Origin of the sequence: Flavobacterium sp. WC2409 (assembly GCF_041200085.1) — a bacterium.
Taxonomy (GTDB): Bacteria; Bacteroidota; Bacteroidia; order Flavobacteriales; family Flavobacteriaceae; genus Flavobacterium.
Map to the genome: position 1 here is coordinate 3,705,845 of NZ_CP165625.1, position 15,742 is coordinate 3,721,586.

Consider the following 15,742-nt stretch of genomic DNA (forward strand, 5'->3'; position numbering starts at 1 on the left):
ATTTAAGGGCATTTTTAATTAACAGGTATTGGATAGGAATCCAATTTAAAGCTTGTTTTTGAAGTAATTTTACTTTTATTTGGTTTTAAAACAATAGTAATCAGAAGGTTGTGTTTTATCTTTATTATTTTATTTAAAAAAAGCATAAACTATTGTATTATTCGAGTTCTATTGTATCTTTGCAACCGCAATAATGAGTGGGTCTGGTAGTTCAGTTGGTTAGAATACCTGCCTGTCACGCAGGGGGTCGCGGGTTCGAGTCCCGTCCAGACCGCATATTGGGGAGAGCCTTTCTTAACGGAAAGGCTTTTTTGCCCCTAAAAGGTTTTTAAGATTAGTTGTGTTGTTTGGTCGAGTTGGTAGCAACGAGACCGGGTTTAGTAGTTAGACCAATGAAAAGCTTTCCCGTTTCTCGGGATGGCTTTTTTGATTTTAAACTGTTTTGGAAATTAAAACAAGGCCGATTTGTATTGCCAAACAATCGAAATAAACAATCCCAAATAAAGGATTGCAACTAAAAACTGCATAAAACTAGAAACCAGAAAACCTATCAATGATCCTGTCGCAGCTTTTAGTGCGCGCGTATGGTTTTTTGAATCATATAGTAATTCGCCAAGGAAGGCTCCAAGAAAAGCACCTATTATAAACCCAAAAGGGATTGGAATAAGGAGTCCGATAAATAAGCCAATATTTGTTCCCCAAATTCCATAAGAACTTCCCCCGAATTTTTTAGCGCCTTTGGCAGGAATGAAATAATCTAAAACAGAAAGAAGGAGTGTAATTAGTAATGTAATTCCCAAAACCCAGTAATTTACGGGAATAGTATTTGTAAAATAAAGTAATAATAAGCCAAACCAACTTACACTTAATCCAGGAATTACAGGCATAAAACTGCCAAAAACACCTATAATCATGCAAATAAAACCAATGATTAAAAGTAGTATGTCCATAATTTAATTTTTTAGTAATTTTGCATTAATATAATAGCTTTTAATTTAGAAACGAATATGAGAAAAATTAAATTAATAATAGGGTTAATGTTGTTTTTCAATATTTTTTTAGGAACGCTTTATGCTCAAACGAAAGCCATTAATACCGAAGATAGCTTGTTGAAAGATTCTATTTATATTGCGAATAAAAAGAAAGTTTCTAATTTTTCATTGAAACAATTTGATCAACTTTTTTTTGAATTTTCTAGTAAAAAAGGACTGCCTGATTTCATATTAACAAAGAAAGAGTTTTATAATTATACCATTCAAATTGGAGCATTCTCCGATAGATTGGCAGTTTTATATCCAGCGGAAAAAGAAGCTGCTGAGGCAAGTAAAAGGAAATGGTTCGCCGAAAGCTATCAAGATTATTTGCTTTCGAAAGCATCACATAAATAATAATTGTATTTTTATAAAATATTAGCCCAATTCAAAACCAAAACATTGAAGCACTATTACTTTTTTTTAGTATTCTTACTTTTTTCTTCCTGCCAATATTTCGAAAAGCAAGTGCCTTCGGAAAAAGAATTGTTGCAAAAAGAGTTGAAAGCCATCAATTGGAAAGAAGTCGATGAATTTCCTTCTTTTGTTGATTGTGATAAATTGGAGAATAAGGAGCGCAGACAACAGTGTTTCTTTACCTTTTTAACTCAACTAATACAGGAAAAATTAAGCAGTGATACCCTTTCAATCTTGTATCCTGAATTAGACACTATCGAAGTAAAAGTCACGATATTTCCAAATGCAAAAATGAAATTTGAGCCACTATTTCCTAAAGATTCAGTTGCTTATGACACCATAAAAATTGATAGTATATTGCATGTTAGACTCGTTGATTTTCCTAAAGTGAATCCAGCTATAAAACGAGGAATACCTGTGACAACACAATTTATTCTTCCAGTAATTCTTAAAGTAGAATAAATAATGCCTTTTACCTTATCACATCCAGCTATTATTTTACCGTTTTTAAAAAACAAAAAATTGTCAGCTACCGCTTTGATAGTAGGTTCTATGTCACCTGATTTTGAGTATTTCTTCCGAATGAGAATGCAAAGCGAGATCAGTCATACTTTGCTTGGTATATTTCTAATTGATTTTCCCTTGGGCTTTATAGTGATGTTTACTTTTCATGAAATTATAAAAAGACCATTTATAGAGAATACTCCAGTTTTTTTTCAAAAAAGAATGCAAGAATTAAAAGAATCAAATTGGGTTAATTATTTTAAAAATAATATTTTCACCGTTTTAATTTGTTTCTTTTTAGGAGCTGTATCTCATATTTTATGGGATTCTATGACACATTGGGATGGCTTTATGGTTCAAAATTTTTCTTTTTTTAATATAGAAATTTACGGGGTCCCTGTATATAAGATTGCACAGCATGTTAGCTCAATAATTGGTTTGATATGGATTGCATATTATATTTATAATTTGCCCGAAGAAAATAAAGATATCAAAAGAATTAACTTGAGTTACTGGTCGATAGCTGTACTTTTTGCTATGGTTTTGATTGCGATGCGATTTTATTTTGGGACAGAATTGGAAAAAATCGGGAATGCCGTTGTGAGTATTATTTCTCCAATGGTGATTGCCATTACTTTGACAGGTTTAATTTTTAGAAATAAAAAAACTATTTAGAAAATGGTCGTCCTTTCCATTCGTATTTTCCAAATAGAGAATATAAGGCCACATTAACACTAAAAAAAGGATAGAATAAACTACTCAGTAGAAGATAAGATGTTTTTTTTGAATTTAAAAAGTGATTGGATTGCAAGATTAAAATGGCATCGACAATAATTTTAAATGCAAGCAAATTTAAAAAAAGAAGACTACTGCTAAAGTGTAAAAGCCCATATCCAAGAGTCCAAATGCAAGCTAAATTACCAGTAAATACAATTATACCTAGTGTTTTTCCAAAAACACTTTGATACGAACTTGTCTTTGAAGCCCAACGCACTCTTTGATAAAATAAGGATTTCCAATCGTCCAAAGGTTTTGTAACTACAATATTATTTTTTGATTTTAGATAATGCACTTGCTTTGGGAATGCAACAATCGCTTTTTGCAATAAAAAGACATCATCACCGCTGGCAATTTTATCATTTCCTTCAAAACCATTTAATTTTTGAAAAAGGGATTTGGTGTAGGCCAAGTTAGCGCCATTGCACATGAACCCTTTTTTTATTCCAAAACTTCCTATTGTGGCGCCTTGTAAACTGGCGATGTCTAGTTGTTGAAACTGATGTAAAAAAGTGTTTTGACAATCGTAAGTCACAGCACCAGCAATCATAGTAACCTTATGCGTTTGAATGTAATTATCGAGAATTAATAACCAGTTTTTATCAACTACACAATCAGCATCAGTGGTAATAATCCAATCCGTTGTTACGGTATTCATTGCCGTTACGATAGCATCTTTTTTTGGCGATTTTGAAATTCTGATGTTGTTTAGTACCGAAACCTGAAAGGTGAAAGTTGGAACCAGAAATTTTTCTTTAGAATCATCATCTACCAGAATTACTTTGAATAAGTTTGTTGGATAATTGAGTTTGGATAAGCTAGCCAGAAGAAGGGGTAAGTTATCGGTTTCATCTCGAAACGGAACAATAATAGTGAATTCCGTCTTTGGTTCTAAGCCAATAGCATCATACTTTTTTATTTTTGTAAAGCCATAAATTAAAGCACCAATGGTTATGAAATAAATGGATAATATGATGATTAAAATAAGCATTATGCAATTTTTTGGGATTTAAAACTCAGTACATAGTAACTACCTATGAATACTGGCAAAACTACATTTAGAAACCACATCAGTGTAGATACAAATATGACAATCCATTCATTTACACCTAATATTCCAAAGAAAAAGATGGCGACACTCCCTTTTACTGCAAAGTCCAAAAACTGAAAAGTAGGTAGCGAGGAAGCTAAGAAATAAACACTAGTTACGGCAGCCATCAAAGTCAAGTAAGGTAAGTCGACATCAAAAGCCAAGAATAGAAAATAATATTGATGCGAAAAAACGAGGTAACGGGAAAAGCCTAATACTATGTTTTTCTGGTGAATTCGTTTTGGTATTTCATTGATTTTATGAATCAGTTTTTCGATAGAATAGCCTTTAATCGCAATTTTTTTCACTGAAAATAACACTATAAATGTTAGTAATAATGCTCCAAAAATAATGGCAACCGTTTTTGTAGTAATCACATTGTATTTAGCATTAAAATACAACAAGCCAAAGATTCCTATGATTACTGTCAATACCATTTGGATACCATTGCAAATCAGGTTAAGGAATACTACTTGCTTCGTATCTTGTTTTTCATAGTACAATGCTTTTCCTGCATATTCACCTACACCATTTGGCGTAAAAATTCCCGCTGTTAACGCGGCCAAAACTTGTTTAGTAGCTTCAGATAGGGAAATAGGTTTAATATAGGAAGCCAGGTTTTGCCATTTTAAAATCTCAAAATAGCGATTCAAAACACTCAAAAGTAATATAAAACCAATTCCAAGTACAGATTGGTTCTTTTTGAATTTAACTATAAACTGAACCCAGTCTAGTTTGTCATTATTGGCGAGTTGATTGTAAATGAAATAAAATGCGCCACCCACAATCAAAACTTTGATTAGAAGTACGAGGAATTGCTTAGTTTTGTGAGGAATTGAAATCATGAGTGCAAAGAAACAAAACTTTAAACTTTGAACTTTAAACTTTAAACAAATCTTTTGGCAAACGAACGCATCATATTAGGAATTGATCCAGGAACCACCATAATGGGGTTTGGTTTAATACGTGTTATCAATAAAAAAATGGAATTTGTACAATTGAACGAATTGCAATTGTCTAAATACGATAACCATTATCAGAAGCTAAAAATCATTTTTGAGCGCACTATTGAGTTAATCGACACCCACAATCCAGACGAAATTGCCATTGAAGCACCTTTCTTTGGAAAAAACGTACAGTCAATGTTAAAATTAGGTCGTGCTCAAGGTGTAGCTATGGCTGCGGGATTATCAAGAGATATTCCAATAACGGAATATGAACCCAAGAAAATAAAAATGGCTATTACCGGAAACGGAAACGCCAGTAAAGAGCAAGTGGCCAAAATGCTACAGCAATTATTAGGCTTGAAAGAATTACCCAAGAATCTAGATTCAACCGATGGATTAGCTGCAGCCGTTTGTCATTTTTTTAATTCTGGAAAAGTAGTTGGAGAAAAGAGTTATACGGGTTGGGATGCTTTTGTAAAACAAAATGAAGAACGAGTTAAAAAATAGTGTTCAGTGTTCAGTTTTCAAAACTGCGACTGATCACTGACCACCATTATATGTCAGGAATCTACATACACATACCATTCTGCAAGCAAGCGTGTCATTATTGTGACTTCCATTTTTCGACTTCCATGAAGAAAAAAGAGGAAATGGTTTTGGCTTTGGCCAAAGAAATTCGCTTACGCAAAAGTGAATCAAGTAACGAGAATGTGGAGACTATTTATTTTGGAGGTGGTACGCCAAGTGTTTTGAGTTCGGATGAAATTGATTTTTTGATTGCGACAGTTTATGAAAATTATACAGTAATAGAAGATCCTGAAATCACATTGGAAGCCAATCCGGACGACTTGTCAAGTGAACGAATTTTGGAACTTTCGAAAAGTAAAATCAATAGGTTGAGCATTGGAATTCAGTCTTTTTTTGAAGATGATTTACAAATGATGAACCGCGCGCACAATTCGGTGGAAGCCCGAAAATGTTTGACAGAAGCCACGCAATGTTTTGATAATATTTCGATTGATCTCATCTATGGAGTTCCGGGAATGAGTAATGAAAAATGGCAGCAAAATATTGAAACGGCCTTGTCTTTTGGTATTCCTCATATTTCTAGTTACGCTTTGACGGTAGAGCCCAAAACAGCTTTGAAAAAGTTAATTCAAACTGGAAAAATAGCAGAGCCAAATGACGAAGTCGCTCAAGAACATTTTATGATTCTGGTGGAAACACTTCAAGCAAATGGTTTTATTCATTATGAACTATCCAATTTTGGTAAAGAAGATTACTTTTCAAAGAATAATTCGGCTTACTGGCTAGGTAAAAAGTACATTGGTATAGGACCTTCAGCTCACAGTTATGATGGGATTTCTCGTAGTTGGAATATTGCTAATAATCCGTTGTATATAAAGTCAATTGATTTGAATCAATTGCCAAATGAGATTGAAATTTTATCCCTTTCTGATCGATATAATGAGTATATTATGACAGGATTGCGAACGATTTGGGGCGTTTCTTTAGACAGAATTGAATCAGAATTTGGGCCAACTTATTTGGATTATTTAAAGAAACAAGGACAAAAATATTTGGATGATGATTTGCTTTCGGTAGAAAATAATATTTTGAAACCTACTAAGAAAGGAAAGTTTCTTACAGATGGAATTGCAAGTGATTTGTTTATCCTGAACTAGTTTCAGGATCTGTTGAACTAGTTTCAGGATCTGTTGAACTATTTTAGGGTGAAACTTTTTAATTTTTATTATGGAAAAAGGATTTACATATATCTTGACTAATAAGAACCATACTGTTATATATGTTGGCGCCACTAAAAATTTAAAAAACAGAATTGATTGTCATAGAAACGGTACTGGCGCGCTTTTCACAAAAAAATATAATGCAACTATTTTGATTTATTTTGAAGAATTTTGTAATTCTTCGGAAGCGTTTAAAAGAGAAAAACAATTGAAGAATTGGCATAAAGATTGGAAATGGAATTTAGCAAAATTATCTAATCCTGAATTAAAAGATTTATATTTGATATTATAAAAGTATCTCAAGATGAGATGCTGAAATAAATTCAGCATAAATGAAAACTACCATTCAACACAACAATACAACATTTCAAGTCGATTTGTCAAAACCCATTGATATTTCGATTCCACTAACTAATACTGATGAAAATCCAATTGCGTGGTATATTAGTAAACCCGTAATGGAACCCGTGAAATTTGATGAATGGATAGGGAAAGTTGCATCAGGAATGTCTTCAACTAATTTCAATAACATTCAATTCAATCCGCATGGTCACGGTACGCATACGGAATGCTTGGGTCATATTACCCATGATTTTTATAGTGTAAACCAATCTTTGAAAAAATTCTTTTATATAGCAGAATTGATTTCAGTAGAGCCGGAATTGATTAATGGCGATTTGGTAGTCACTAAAAATCAGATTGAAAATGCCTTAAATGGGAAAACACCTGAAGCTGTTGTAATTAGAACTTTACCTAATAACGTAAACAAACTTTCCAAAAAATACTCCCATACGAATCCGCCCTATTTGGCTGAAGATGCGGCAGGTTTCATTTGCGAAAGCGGCATTCAACATTTATTGATTGATTTACCAAGTGTAGATAAAGAAAAAGATGAGGGGAAACTTTTGGCTCACAAAGCCTTTTGGAATGTAACGGATGTTAAAAATTTGAATGCAGATGCAAGATTGGATAGTACCATAACCGAAATGATTTTTGTTGCTGATGAAGTGCAGGATGGAAGTTATTTGTTGAACTTACAAATTGCCTCTTTTGAAAATGATGCCAGTCCCAGTAAACCCGTTTTGTATAAAATATGATAACCATTTCTACAGTAAAAAGTAAATTAGATGTTCCTTTCATTCAGCACTTTTTGAAAGACATTTATTGGGCCGCCGGACGTACAATCGAAGAAGTTCAAACAACGATTGACCATTCGTTTTGTTTTGGTATTTATTTAAATGACCAGCAAATTGGTTTTGCCAGGGTAATTACGGATTATGTTGTTTTTGCTTATGTGATGGATGTTTTTATCACTGAGGAACATCGTGGCAAAGGGTATTCTTCTCTTTTAATCGAAGAGATGATGAAAGAACCAAAACTGCAAGAGGTAAAGATTTGGCGTTTGGCCACATCTGACGCCCATTTTTTATATAAAAAATTTGGATTCAATGCATTAGCATATCCAGAAAAGATGATGGAAAAAACAATCAAATGAAAACAATACTCAAACTAGAAGAATTAGGCTTATTCGTTTTTGGAATCTTTCTTTTCAGCCAACTGGATTATGCTTGGTGGTGGTTTTTGGTTCTGATTTTGGTTCCTGATTTCTCTATGATTGGTTATGCTTTTGGTAATAAATCTGGAGCTGTGGCCTATGATTTATTTCATCATAGAGGTATTGCTGTACTTGTTTATTTAATTGGAATTTACAGTTCGAATCAAGTTGTTCAGCTTATTGGGATTATTTTATTTGCCCATTCTTCCATGGATAGAATGTTTGGATATGGGTTAAAATATGATACTGGATTTAAATTTACACATTTAGGTGAAATAGGTAAAAAATAGAATTATGAATTTAGAAAGTTATTATCAATATTGCTTGTCTAAAAAAGGTGTGACGGACCATTTTCCTTTTGATGAAGACACTTTAGTTTTTAAAGTTGGGGGGAAAGTATTTGCTTTAAGCTCTTTAAAAAAGTGGGAAATTGGCGAGCCGTCTGTCAATTTAAAATGTAATCCGGATTATGCACAGGAATTACGTGCGCAGTACGAAGCTATTGAGCCAGGGTTTCATATGAATAAGAAACATTGGAATACCATTGCTATAAATCAAGAAGTTCCAGATACGCTTGTTAAAGAGTTAATAGATCACTCGTATGATTTGGTTTTTAAGAGTTTGACTAAGAAAATTCAAGAAGAGATTTAAAAAAAGAATAAAACCATTCGTCGACACTTTATTACGATTGAACTATAGTATTTTTTTAATTAACGAAAATTAAATTCATTGTTTTTATAATTATAGTACTTTTAAAGTCCACGAATTATATATAAAACAAATGAACAGATCCCTAAATATTTTATTAATTGAAGATGACGCAATTGAAGTAATGAAATTCAATAGAGTTTTAAGTACGATGGATTTAAAACATAAAATAATTGAAGCAAATAACGGTGAAGAAGCACTAACCATTTTAAAGGTTAAAGAGATCATACCGGATATCATTATATTAGATTTGAATATGCCTAAAATTAATGGGATTGAATTTTTAGAGATTTTAAAAGGAGATGATCATTTAAAATATATTCCATCTGTAATTTTAACAACTTCTAATAATCGGAAGGATGTTATGGAATGTTATCGAATAGGAATTGCAGGTTATCTATTGAAACCTCTTAAGTATGATGATTATGTGGATCGAATAAAAAAATTAATCGACTATTGGAGTTGTAATGAATTAATATCTCAGTAAAATATGTACGGAATTGTAAATAAAGCAATTGAAGAGTTGGTTGTTGCTAATTTTGGAGAAGATAAATGGGATGCTATTAAAATTCGTAGCGGTATAGATATTGATTATTTTATAAGTAGCGAACCTTATGATGACGACATTACTTTTAAGTTAGCTCAAGCCGTTTCTGAAGAAATGGGAATGACATTAAGTGCCGTTTTAATTGCATTTGGTGAATGGTGGGTTATAAAAACAACTAAAGAAAAATATGGTGGTTTAATGGAGGCCGGCGGAGATGATTTAAGAGAGTTTTTAATAAATTTACCACTCTTCCATAATCGGGTCATGCTTATTTACCCTAAATTGACACCTCCGGAATTTAAAGTAAGCGATATTACTAAAAACAGTATTAATTTACATTATTTGTCAAAAAGAGAAGGGCTTCAAGATTTTGTTAGAGGTTTAATTCAAGGATTAGGGATAATGTATAATACGCCAGTTACTATTAATTTAATCCAAAGTCGTGACGAAGGTAGCCCACATGAAATTTTTAATGTAATTTGGTAAAAAAAGGATGGAAAAGGTAGAATTTAATTTTGATGAAGATAGTTTCAATAAACTATTCCCTTTTTATATTCTAATTAGTTCAGATTTAAAAATAAAAGGGTTTGGTAAAAGTTTAGCAAAGACTTTGCCATTGATTAGACTGAATGATGATTTTGCGACCTCTTTTAGAGTTAAAAGACCCCAGATTGACACTCCTACTTTTGAAAACTTAGTAGCTATTTTTAATCAATTAGTAGTAATAGAAGCAACGGCTGAATCTATTGATTTGAGAGGCCAATTTCAGGAACATAACGGAGCTATCTTATTTGTTGGATCTCCGTGGTTTGTTTCTATGAATCAAGTGAGGGAAAGAAAATTAACACTACACGATTTTGCTTTCCATGATCCTTTATTGGATTTATTACATGTGCTAAAGACGCAAGAAATTACTACCCAAGAATTAAAAGAATTATTAATTAAAATTAATAATCAAAAAAAAGCATTAAAAAGCGATCAAGAGGAGTTAAATCGACTATCACTTGTGGCAAGTGCTAATGAGAATGGAGTTGTTTTTACTAAACCTAATGGTGAAATTTTTTGGTGTAATGAATCCTATTTAAAATTGACTGGTTTTTCAAGAGAGGAAGTAATTGGGAAAACACCTATTCAACTTGGTAAATGTGATGAAACAAGTGAAGAAGAGTTACTTAAAATGGTAGTTCCGTTCATAAATGGGGATCTGTTTAATGTTGAACACCTTCATCGCCGAAAAAACGGTGATAACTTTTGGGTTAAAACTAAGGGGCAACCTATATTAGACTCCGATGGAAAAGTATTAGAATACTTTGCCATGATTGAAGATATAACCGAAAAAAAGAATGCTGATTTTAAATTAATTGAATCAGAGGATCGACTTTCATTTTTAATACGTAATCTACAAACGGGTATTATTTTAGAAGATGAAAACAGAAAGCTTTTATTGACGAATAAAAAATTTTGCTCCATGTTTGATTTTGAAGAAGATCCAGATGTTTTAATAGGGATGGACTGTTCAAATTCAGTAGAAGATTCTAAACGATTTTTCAAAAACCCAGATTTGTATACGGAGCGACTTAGAAATGTTTTTAAAAGTAAAAAATCTACTTTTAATGAAGTGTTGGAACTTGTTGATGGTCGGTTTTTTGAGCGAAGCTATATTCCTATTTTTAGAGATGGTATTTATAAAGGAAACCTTAGGGCGTACGTAGATATTACTTTAAAAAAGAAACACGAAGAGATATTACGAAACGAAAAAGAGAAATACAGTAACATTATTGCCAACATGAACTTAGGTTTGATTGAAGTTGATCAAGATGAAAGGATTGTTTTAGCCAATAATAGTTTTTGCGATTTTAGTGGATATAGCTTAAAAGAGTTAATTGGTAAAGAAGCATCAAGTTTACTTTTTACAAATGAAAGTAAGGAATTAATTAAGGCTAAAAATGCATTAAGGATTAAAGGGGTTACGGATTCTTATGAAATACAGGTAAAGAATAAAAGTGGAGAACTAAGACATTGGTTAGTCAGTGGTGCACCAAATTATGATATAAAGGGCAAAGCGACAGGGTCTATAGGGATTCATTTAGATATAACGGAACAGAAAGAACAGGAAGAAAAGCTTTATTTGTTATCCTTGATAGCTGAGAAAAATATAAATGCAGTTATCATCTCAGATATAGAGGGTAAAATTGAATGGGTTAACTCCAGTTTTGAAAAAATGTCTGGATATTCTAAAGAGGAATTGGTTGGAATAAAACCAGGCCATTTATTGCAAGGGGAAGAAACAAATCTAGAAACAGTTCATTATTTGAAAAATCAAATAAGAAAAGGACAACCTTTTACATGTGAAATTATAAATTATTCCAAAGCTGGAGAGAAATATTGGGTAAAAATTCAAGGTCAAGCTTTGTATAATAAAAAAGGAGAAATAGTTCGGTTTTTTGCAATTGAAGAGAACATAACCAATAAGAAATTATTAGAAAATCAAAGAGAAGAATTAGTAGCCAGTTTAGCAAAATCAAATAAAGAACTAGAGGATTATGCACAAATAGTATCACATGATTTAAAATCACCTATGCGTAGTATACATTCTTTAATCTCATGGATTAAAGAAGATAATGACAAAGCCTTTAGTGAGCAAACCTTACAGTATTTTTCAATGATTGAAAATAAAGTAGAAAAAATGGATCATTTAATTGAAGGAATCTTGACTTATTCTAAAATTGATAAAGAAGAGATGGCCATTGAAAAGGTAAATACACAACAAATTATTCAAAGTATAATTGATATTATCCATATTCCCCAGCACATTACGATCACTATAAAAAACACCTTGCCAGTAATTAATGCTGATCGGTATAGGATCCAGCAATTGTTTCAAAACATAATAGGGAATGCTGTAAATTATATTGAGAGAACAGTAGGTTTAGTTGAGATTTCTTCGGAAGAATTTGATTCTTACTATGTTTTTTCTATTAAAGATAATGGGGTTGGAATTGCAAAAAAACACCACGATAAAATATTTAATACTTTCCAGTCGTATTCCACAAATGAACATTCAACAGGACTAGGTTTATCTATAGTTAAAAAAATTATAGAAACGTATAATGGAGAAATTTGGATCGAAAGTGAAGAAGGAGTAGGTTCAACTTTTTTCATAAAACTTAATAAATAAATCATGAAAATCATTCAAGCTTCTAAAATTGAAAATCAAGAATGGAACTATTTTCAGCCGAAAAAAGTATTAAACAACCCTTTAGTATTGGTTTTTGGGAATCGAATTCTTTTAGAAAAGGAAGAAATCATAAATAATATTAGGCAAGAATTCCCGTATGAACATATTGTTTTTGGGTCAACATCGGGAGAAATATTATGTTGTAATGTAAACGACAATTCGATCTCTGTAACTGCAATTGAATTTGAAAAAGGTTCCTTTATTGTTGAAAGAGAAAATATTCTAGACTATGATAAAAACGCAAAAAAACTAGGTGAAACACTCTATCATAAAATTCCAAAAAAGAATTTAAAACACTTATTTGTTTTATCAGAAGGGAGTTTTGTAAATGGAAGTTCTTTAATAAACGGTTTAGAAAGTGATGTTGATTTAGCAGTGTCTATAACAGGTGGTATGTGTGGTGATGATGCCCGTTTTGAAAAAACTCTAGCTTCCTATAAAGAGAATCCAAAAGAAGGTGAAGTTATTTTAATTGGGTTTTATGGCGAAACTTTGGAAGTCTCTTATGCTAGCTTTGGCGGATGGATTCCGTTTGGACCTGAACGCATAATAACAAAATCAGAAGCGAATATTCTTTATGAAATTGATGGACAGCCTGCGCTAGATTTATATAAAAAATACTTAGGTGATAAAGCGGAAGAGTTACCGCAAGCTTCTCTATTATATCCTTTAAATGTAACTCCTGAAGGAAAAAAAGAACCTGTAGTGCGTACGATTTTGAATATTGATAACGAGAATCATTCCATGACTTTAGCGGGAGATGTTCCAATGAATTCAAAAGTTCAATTAATGATGGCTTCCGTTGATGGTATTGCAAATGGAGCACATATTGCAGCTGAATTTGCTATGAAAAACAGAAGGAACGCTCCAGAAATTGCAATATTGGTTAGTTGTATAGGCCGAAAATTAGTGATGAATCAAAGGGTAGAAGAGGAAGTTGAGCAAGTTAGAGAGTCAATTGGAGAGAAAATACCAATGACGGGGTTTTACTCCTATGGAGAAATGGCCCCTTTTAATGGAAGTGCCTCCTGTGAACTGCACAATCAAACAATGACATTAACCTTAATAAGTGAATAATGAACCCATTACTAAAAAGGCAAATTGATAAAAAACTAAAAGGAGGATTGAATGATCTGGATCTTTTTCTAGATGCAATTGATGATTCATACAAAAATTTTGAAGATCAGATCGCATTATTGCAAAGAGCTATGAAAATTAGTTCTGACGAGCTTTTTGAAGCCAATCAAAAATTACGAGATGAGGCAGAGAGTCTAAAAGAAGTGAATAAAAACCTTGAATTTATTCTTAATTCAATGAGCCTTGACGAAGGAATTGTTTCAAAAACAGCCGTTTTTAATTCGTCGGATTACATTAAACAACAATCTATAGAAATTGTAAAAATCAATAAACAAAGAGAGGAATTGTTAATGAATCTTGAAAAACAAAATCAGGAATTAAATGAGTATGCTCATATGGTTTCACATGATTTGAAAGCACCTTTGCGAAGTATTGACACGCTAATCAATTGGTTTATGGAGGATAACCCAGAAATGATGAATGAAGTTAATATTAAATCGTTAAATCTAATACTCTCTAATGTGGAGAAGATGGATTTATTGATTAAAGGAATTTTAGATTATTCATCAATAGAAAAACAAGAGGCAGAGAATAGAGTAATAGATTTGAATAATTTGGTAGACGAGATTTTAAGAACAATTCATATTCCTGATCATGCTGATGTTACTGTAAAAAATCAATTACCTAAGGTGTATGGTAATGACTTTAGATTCAAACAGTTATTTCAAAATCTAATTCAAAATGCCTTAAAATATAATGATAAAGAAAAGATTTTGATTGACATTGGTCATTCAGAAAAGGATAATGAGTTCTGTTTTTTCATTAAAGACAATGGGATAGGAATACCAAAACAATATCAAACTAAAATTTTCGATATTTTTTCTAAATTGGAAAACAATGATCCTTCATCAGGAATTGGACTTTCTATTGTGAAAAAAATTATAGATTTATATAAAGGGAAAATTTGGCTTGAAAGCCAAGAAAATAGTGGAACAATTTTTTATTTTACAATAGCTAAAGAAAATGGAACAGCCTAATTTGAATTATATAAACGAGCTCTCAGGAGACAATTTAGAATTTAAGAATAAAATAATAGGGATTCTCAAAAAAGAGCTACCAGAGGAAATTATAGTTTATGATGGAGAATTTAAAAAGGGCAATTATTTATTAGTGGCACAATCTGTACATAAATTAAAACATAAAATATCTATACTTGGTTTAGAAAAAAGTTATTATATTGCTGAAGAATATGAAAATAACTTAAAAAAGAACTCAACAGATTTGAATGCTGATTTTGAAAATATTTTAAAAAGCATGGAAGAATTTGTAGATCATTTGTAACACTCTTTGACTTATGAATTGCATTATAATTGACGATGAAGAAATGGCAAGAGCAATTATTGCACAATTCATTTCAAAGAATACAGAGCTAACAATTGAAAGTGAATTTTCAAATGCTTTGCAGGCTATCAAATATTTAAATCAAAATGATGTTGATTTAATATTTTTGGACATTCATATGCCTGATTTTACTGGTTTTGATTTTATTCAAACGATCAAAAATCCACCCAAAGTAATTTTAGTTACTTCAGATAAAAACTTTGCCATAGAAGCATTCGAATATGAATGTATAGTAGATTATTTAGTAAAACCTATTACTGAAGAGCGTTTTCAAAAAGCAATTCAAAAAGCAAGCGCATATAAAATAAATTCAAACTCAAAAGAAACTACCGTTGTTGCTGAGGACAATGTAAATGAATTTTATATCAATATTGACCGAAGGTTGATTAAAATTGAAATGGCTTCTGTTAATATTGTTGAAGCCAAAGGAGACTATATTCATATAAAAACGGAGGGTAAAAATTATATTGTGCACTCTACGCTTAAAAAGATTGAAGATAAATTACCTAAAGATTTATTTTTAAAAGTGCACCGTTCTTTTATAATCAACACTAAAAAAATCATTGATATTGAAGATAATAGTGTCTTAATTGCCAAAGATGTAATTCCTGTAAGCCGGGCCAATAGACCTGAATTAATGAAAAGGTTAAATCTGCTATAATCGATTCATCGTCATTAAACCGCATTTCAACTATAGTAAAT

At 31.7% G+C, this 15,742-nt stretch carries 20 protein-coding genes and 1 tRNA gene; 18 read left to right on the forward strand and 3 right to left on the reverse strand.

Annotated elements, in window-relative coordinates; all coding sequences use genetic code 11:
* Window positions 1–200 precede the first annotated feature (200 nt).
* Window positions 201–274 (forward strand) — tRNA-Asp (locus AB3G34_RS15860).
* Window positions 275–449: 175 nt separating this feature from the next.
* Here AB3G34_RS15860 and AB3G34_RS15865 read toward each other — a convergent pair.
* Complete coding sequence (locus AB3G34_RS15865) at window positions 450–950, reverse strand: DUF456 domain-containing protein (protein ID WP_367756728.1); 501 nt, start codon at window positions 948–950, stop codon at window positions 450–452.
* A gap of 57 nt (window positions 951–1,007) precedes the next feature.
* On the opposite strand from AB3G34_RS15865, the gene AB3G34_RS15870 reads away from it, so the two are divergent.
* The 3 genes from AB3G34_RS15870 to AB3G34_RS15880 are packed head-to-tail and all read left to right on the forward strand — an operon-like array spanning window position 1,008 to window position 2,627.
* On the forward strand, window positions 1,008–1,388 hold the full coding sequence (locus AB3G34_RS15870) for a hypothetical protein (protein WP_369752988.1): 381 nt from the start codon (window positions 1,008–1,010) through the stop codon (window positions 1,386–1,388).
* Window positions 1,389–1,433: 45 nt separating this feature from the next.
* A complete protein-coding gene (locus tag AB3G34_RS15875; protein WP_367773147.1) occupies window positions 1,434–1,910 on the forward strand; it encodes a hypothetical protein in 477 nt (158 codons plus the stop codon).
* Between the two features lie 3 nt (window positions 1,911–1,913).
* On the forward strand, window positions 1,914–2,627 hold the full coding sequence (locus AB3G34_RS15880; protein ID WP_367773149.1) for a DUF4184 family protein: 714 nt from the start codon (window positions 1,914–1,916) through the stop codon (window positions 2,625–2,627).
* On the opposite strand, the gene AB3G34_RS15885 is transcribed toward AB3G34_RS15880, so the two are convergent.
* Both AB3G34_RS15885 and AB3G34_RS15890 read right to left on the reverse strand, forming a co-directional pair.
* Window positions 2,620–3,723: a glycosyltransferase gene (locus AB3G34_RS15885; protein ID WP_369754113.1), complete on the reverse strand. Its 1,104-nt coding sequence runs from the start codon at window positions 3,721–3,723 to the stop codon at window positions 2,620–2,622. The two genes, AB3G34_RS15880 and AB3G34_RS15885, sit on opposite strands and share 8 nt — an antisense overlap.
* The gene (locus AB3G34_RS15890) at window positions 3,720–4,664 is read right to left on the reverse strand and encodes a hypothetical protein (protein ID WP_369752989.1); all 945 of its coding nucleotides are present in this window, start codon (window positions 4,662–4,664) and stop codon (window positions 3,720–3,722) included. Before AB3G34_RS15890 ends, AB3G34_RS15885 begins: the two co-directional genes overlap by 4 nt.
* A gap of 54 nt (window positions 4,665–4,718) precedes the next feature.
* Here AB3G34_RS15890 and ruvC point away from each other — a divergent pair, with 54 nt between their 5' ends.
* The 14 genes from ruvC (at window position 4,719) to AB3G34_RS15960 (ending at window position 15,701) form a co-directional block, all read left to right on the forward strand.
* On the forward strand, window positions 4,719–5,273 hold the full coding sequence (gene ruvC, locus AB3G34_RS15895; protein WP_369752990.1) for a crossover junction endodeoxyribonuclease RuvC: 555 nt from the start codon (window positions 4,719–4,721) through the stop codon (window positions 5,271–5,273).
* A 50-nt stretch (window positions 5,274–5,323) separates the two neighbouring features.
* A complete protein-coding gene (hemW, locus tag AB3G34_RS15900) occupies window positions 5,324–6,451 on the forward strand; it encodes a radical SAM family heme chaperone HemW (RefSeq protein WP_369752991.1) in 1,128 nt (375 codons plus the stop codon).
* Between the two features lie 70 nt (window positions 6,452–6,521).
* The gene (locus AB3G34_RS15905) at window positions 6,522–6,806 is read left to right on the forward strand and encodes a GIY-YIG nuclease family protein (protein ID WP_369752992.1); all 285 of its coding nucleotides are present in this window, start codon (window positions 6,522–6,524) and stop codon (window positions 6,804–6,806) included.
* Window positions 6,807–6,846: 40 nt separating this feature from the next.
* Window positions 6,847–7,611, forward strand: coding sequence for a cyclase family protein (locus tag AB3G34_RS15910; RefSeq protein ID WP_369752993.1), 765 nt, complete (start codon window positions 6,847–6,849; stop codon window positions 7,609–7,611).
* A complete protein-coding gene (locus tag AB3G34_RS15915; protein ID WP_367773161.1) occupies window positions 7,608–8,009 on the forward strand; it encodes a GNAT family N-acetyltransferase in 402 nt (133 codons plus the stop codon). Before AB3G34_RS15910 ends, AB3G34_RS15915 begins: the two co-directional genes overlap by 4 nt.
* A complete protein-coding gene (locus AB3G34_RS15920) occupies window positions 8,006–8,359 on the forward strand; it encodes a DUF4260 domain-containing protein (RefSeq protein WP_367773163.1) in 354 nt (117 codons plus the stop codon). Before AB3G34_RS15915 ends, AB3G34_RS15920 begins: the two co-directional genes overlap by 4 nt.
* Before the next feature lie 4 nt (window positions 8,360–8,363).
* Window positions 8,364–8,720: an MmcQ/YjbR family DNA-binding protein gene (locus AB3G34_RS15925; RefSeq protein WP_367773165.1), complete on the forward strand. Its 357-nt coding sequence runs from the start codon at window positions 8,364–8,366 to the stop codon at window positions 8,718–8,720.
* Window positions 8,721–8,850: 130 nt separating this feature from the next.
* Complete coding sequence (locus AB3G34_RS15930; protein ID WP_369752994.1) at window positions 8,851–9,264, forward strand: response regulator; 414 nt, start codon at window positions 8,851–8,853, stop codon at window positions 9,262–9,264.
* A 3-nt stretch (window positions 9,265–9,267) separates the two neighbouring features.
* Complete coding sequence (locus AB3G34_RS15935) at window positions 9,268–9,810, forward strand: heme NO-binding domain-containing protein (protein ID WP_367773169.1); 543 nt, start codon at window positions 9,268–9,270, stop codon at window positions 9,808–9,810.
* A 7-nt stretch (window positions 9,811–9,817) separates the two neighbouring features.
* Window positions 9,818–12,502 (forward strand): PAS domain S-box protein, encoded by a 2,685-nt coding sequence (locus AB3G34_RS15940; RefSeq protein ID WP_369752995.1) that lies wholly within the window; start codon window positions 9,818–9,820, stop codon window positions 12,500–12,502.
* Between the two features lie 3 nt (window positions 12,503–12,505).
* Window positions 12,506–13,639, forward strand: coding sequence for an FIST signal transduction protein (locus tag AB3G34_RS15945; protein ID WP_367773173.1), 1,134 nt, complete (start codon window positions 12,506–12,508; stop codon window positions 13,637–13,639).
* A complete protein-coding gene (locus AB3G34_RS15950; protein ID WP_369752996.1) occupies window positions 13,639–14,676 on the forward strand; it encodes an ATP-binding protein in 1,038 nt (345 codons plus the stop codon). The genes AB3G34_RS15945 and AB3G34_RS15950 overlap by 1 nt, the downstream gene beginning before the upstream one ends.
* Window positions 14,663–14,980, forward strand: coding sequence for an Hpt domain-containing protein (locus tag AB3G34_RS15955; RefSeq protein ID WP_369752997.1), 318 nt, complete (start codon window positions 14,663–14,665; stop codon window positions 14,978–14,980). Before AB3G34_RS15950 ends, AB3G34_RS15955 begins: the two co-directional genes overlap by 14 nt.
* Window positions 14,981–14,993: 13 nt before the next feature.
* Window positions 14,994–15,701, forward strand: coding sequence for a LytR/AlgR family response regulator transcription factor (locus tag AB3G34_RS15960; RefSeq protein WP_367773179.1), 708 nt, complete (start codon window positions 14,994–14,996; stop codon window positions 15,699–15,701).
* Window positions 15,702–15,742: the final 41 nt, after the last annotated feature.

Bases quoted from the DNA above. Each gene is read 5' to 3' on its own strand.
- hemW (WP_369752991.1), top strand. From the start codon at position 5,324: ATGTCAGGAATCTACATACACATACCATTCTGCAAGCAAGCGTGTCAT.
- AB3G34_RS15915 (WP_367773161.1), top strand. From the start codon at position 7,608: ATGATAACCATTTCTACAGTAAAAAGTAAATTAGATGTTCCTTTCATT.
- AB3G34_RS15880 (WP_367773149.1), top strand. From the start codon at position 1,914: ATGCCTTTTACCTTATCACATCCAGCTATTATTTTACCGTTTTTAAAA.
- AB3G34_RS15940 (WP_369752995.1), top strand. From the start codon at position 9,818: ATGGAAAAGGTAGAATTTAATTTTGATGAAGATAGTTTCAATAAACTA.
- AB3G34_RS15935 (WP_367773169.1), top strand. From the start codon at position 9,268: ATGTACGGAATTGTAAATAAAGCAATTGAAGAGTTGGTTGTTGCTAAT.
- AB3G34_RS15920 (WP_367773163.1), top strand. From the start codon at position 8,006: ATGAAAACAATACTCAAACTAGAAGAATTAGGCTTATTCGTTTTTGGA.
- AB3G34_RS15910 (WP_369752993.1), top strand. From the start codon at position 6,847: ATGAAAACTACCATTCAACACAACAATACAACATTTCAAGTCGATTTG.
- AB3G34_RS15930 (WP_369752994.1), top strand. From the start codon at position 8,851: ATGAACAGATCCCTAAATATTTTATTAATTGAAGATGACGCAATTGAA.
- AB3G34_RS15960 (WP_367773179.1), top strand. From the start codon at position 14,994: ATGAATTGCATTATAATTGACGATGAAGAAATGGCAAGAGCAATTATT.
- AB3G34_RS15905 (WP_369752992.1), top strand. From the start codon at position 6,522: ATGGAAAAAGGATTTACATATATCTTGACTAATAAGAACCATACTGTT.
- AB3G34_RS15950 (WP_369752996.1), top strand. From the start codon at position 13,639: ATGAACCCATTACTAAAAAGGCAAATTGATAAAAAACTAAAAGGAGGA.
- AB3G34_RS15925 (WP_367773165.1), top strand. From the start codon at position 8,364: ATGAATTTAGAAAGTTATTATCAATATTGCTTGTCTAAAAAAGGTGTG.
- AB3G34_RS15890 (WP_369752989.1), bottom strand. From the start codon at position 4,664: ATGATTTCAATTCCTCACAAAACTAAGCAATTCCTCGTACTTCTAATC.
- AB3G34_RS15945 (WP_367773173.1), top strand. From the start codon at position 12,506: ATGAAAATCATTCAAGCTTCTAAAATTGAAAATCAAGAATGGAACTAT.
- AB3G34_RS15955 (WP_369752997.1), top strand. From the start codon at position 14,663: ATGGAACAGCCTAATTTGAATTATATAAACGAGCTCTCAGGAGACAAT.
- AB3G34_RS15865 (WP_367756728.1), bottom strand. From the start codon at position 950: ATGGACATACTACTTTTAATCATTGGTTTTATTTGCATGATTATAGGT.
- AB3G34_RS15870 (WP_369752988.1), top strand. From the start codon at position 1,008: ATGAGAAAAATTAAATTAATAATAGGGTTAATGTTGTTTTTCAATATT.